This window comes from Phytoactinopolyspora endophytica (assembly GCF_004138495.1).
In the GTDB taxonomy this organism is placed as follows: Bacteria; Actinomycetota; Actinomycetes; order Jiangellales; family Jiangellaceae; genus Phytoactinopolyspora; species Phytoactinopolyspora endophytica.
Genome location: NZ_ML142850.1, coordinates 370,911 through 373,361, shown reverse-complemented (window position 1 = coordinate 373,361; position 2,451 = coordinate 370,911). Strand labels below are relative to the sequence as shown.

2 protein-coding genes are annotated in these 2,451 nt (G+C 69.8%); both read left to right on the top strand.

Annotated elements, in window-relative coordinates; genetic code table 11:
* Positions 1–1,275 (top strand): FAD-linked oxidase C-terminal domain-containing protein (locus tag ELR45_RS05025; RefSeq protein WP_129664246.1); only part of this gene is annotated, 1,275 nt, incomplete at its 5' end.
* On the top strand, positions 1,272–2,451 hold a 1,180-nt coding region (locus ELR45_RS36940), incomplete at its 3' end, for an FAD-binding oxidoreductase (protein ID WP_205856003.1). The genes ELR45_RS05025 and ELR45_RS36940, both read left to right, overlap by 4 nt.

Genomic DNA, 2,451 nt, shown 5'->3' with positions numbered 1-2,451 from the left:
GCGAAGCACGCGGTGCCGTTGGTGCCGCGTGGTTCTGGAACCGGCCTGTCCGGTGGTGCGCTTCCGCACCCGGACGGCGTCCTGATCGTGCTGTCCAGGATGCGACGGATCCTCGACGTGGACCCGGTCAACCAGCGGATCACCGTCGAGCCCGGCGTGACGAACGCCGCCGTGAGCCGCGCCGTCGCCGAACACAATCTCTACTACGCGCCCGACCCGTCGAGCCAGATCGTCTGCTCTATCGGCGGCAACGTGGCCGAGAATTCCGGTGGTGCGCACTGTCTGAAGTACGGCTTCACCACCAACCACGTCCTGAGCTGCGAGCTGGTGCTGCCGGACGGCGATGTGGTGGAGGTGGGCGGGCCGACGCTCGACCCGCCCGGGTATGACCTTCGCGGCCTGCTCATCGGTTCGGAGGGCACGTTGGGCGTGGTCACCAAGGTGACGCTGCGGCTGTTGCGGCGTCCGGAGGCGGTCCACACGCTGGTCGCCGATTTCGACTCTCCGGCGTCCGCGGGCGACGCGGTGAGCGCGATCATCGCCGCCGGGATCGTGCCCGCGGCCGTGGAGATGATGGACAACCTCGCCATCCGGGCGTCCGAGGAGGACGCGGCCGCCGGCTTCACGATCGACGCCGGGGCGGCCTTGATCGTCGAGCTGGACGGCCCGGGCGCGGAGTGCGACACGGCGTTCGCCGAGACAGTGGCACTGTGCCAGGAGGCCGGTGCCACGGCCATCCGCATCGCCGATGATCCGGAGGAGCGTGCGCTGATCTGGCGCGGCCGGAAGGCGGCCTTTGCGGCGATGGGCCGGCTCGCCCCGGACTATCTCGTTCAGGACGGTGTCATCCCGCGGACGCGGCTGGGGGAGTGCCTGGCTCGGATCGCCGAGATGGCGGCCAAGGCACAGCTCCGGGTGGCCAACGTGTTCCACGCGGGCGACGGCAACCTGCACCCGCTGGTCCTTTTCGACAGCACCCGCCCGGGGGAGTCCGAGCGAGCCGAGTCGCTGTCCACGCGGATCGCGGAGCTGTGTGTCGCATTCGGCGGGTCGCTCTCCGGCGAGCACGGCATCGGGGCGGATAAAGCCTGCTCGATGCCGAAGATGTTCGGCGCCGAGGACCTCGCCGTCATGGACCGGGTGCGCGCCGCGTTCGATCCGGAAGGCCGCTGCAACCCGGACAAGGTGCTGCCGACTCCCCGGCTGTGCGGGGAGCGGCCAGGGCCGTACCGGCAGCACCCGCTGGAAGCGGCCGGCGTGATCGAGCGGATGTGACGGCCGTGTACCGTCCGGCGGATCTCAGCGACGCTCGTGAAGCGGTGCTGGCTGCGCGAGACGCTGACACGAATCTGATCGTCCATGGCGGCGGAACCAAGCTCGGCTGGGGCGGACGTCCGAACGGGACGACGAGGACACCTGACGCGAGCACAGGGCGCGGGAACGCGAACAGCTATGACGGTGCGGTGAGCGGGTCAGGCTCGCCCGCGGCCGATCGTGCGTGGAGCGTGATCGACACCCGCGGGCTCGATCAGCTGATCCATCACGAGCCGGGTGACATGACGGCCATCGTGCAGGCAGGCATGCCGTTGGAGCGGTTGCAGCGACTGCTCGCGGAAGCGGGTCAGCAGCTCGCCGTCGACCCGCCGATGCGGCGAACCAGGACGTTCCACTCGGGCGACCGCGATCTTGGAGGATCGGGGACGGGCGTGGCCGGGGACGGCGTGGTGACGGTCGGGGGCGTCTACGCCGCGAACGACGCCGGACCGCACCGGTTCCGGTACGGCGGCATCCGGGACCTGGTCATCGGTTCCACTGTGGTGCTCGCCGACGGCACGGTCAGCCGCAGCGGCGGCACGGTCATCAAGAACGTAGCCGGGTACGACCTCGGCAAGCTGTGGTGCGGATCGCTCGGCACCCTTGGCCTTGTCGTCGAGCTGACAGTGCGGCTGCACCCGTTGCCGGAGGCGACGCGGTCACTGCTCATTCCGGCATCCGCCGTCGCCGCATCGTCGTTCGTCGTCGATCTCCTGGCCAGCCCAGTCGAGTGCAGCGCCATCGAGTGGTCCGGTTCCATGATCATGAACAGTAACCGTGTAAATAGCACGGCTACTGTTCATGATCATGAGAGCGGAGCGCTCCTGATAGAGATCGAGGGACGCCACGCCGGGCTCGGAGCACGGGTCGACCAGCTGAACGAGATCGTCCGCCGCCACGGTCTGAGCGCCGAGCCGGTCGACGGCGCCGCCGACGTGTGGGACGCCTGGCGCGAGGCACACGCCGGAGGCGGGAGTGCCGGCCTCGTTGCTGCCGGATCGGGAGCCGGCGTGGTGGGATTCGGCGAGGAAAGCGCGACGGATCCGGTGAAGGACGTCGTAACTCCGTCGATCCGCACGGTGGCGCGGGCCGCGACCCTGCCGAGCCAGCTGGCCGACGCCGCCCAGGCCCTGTGTG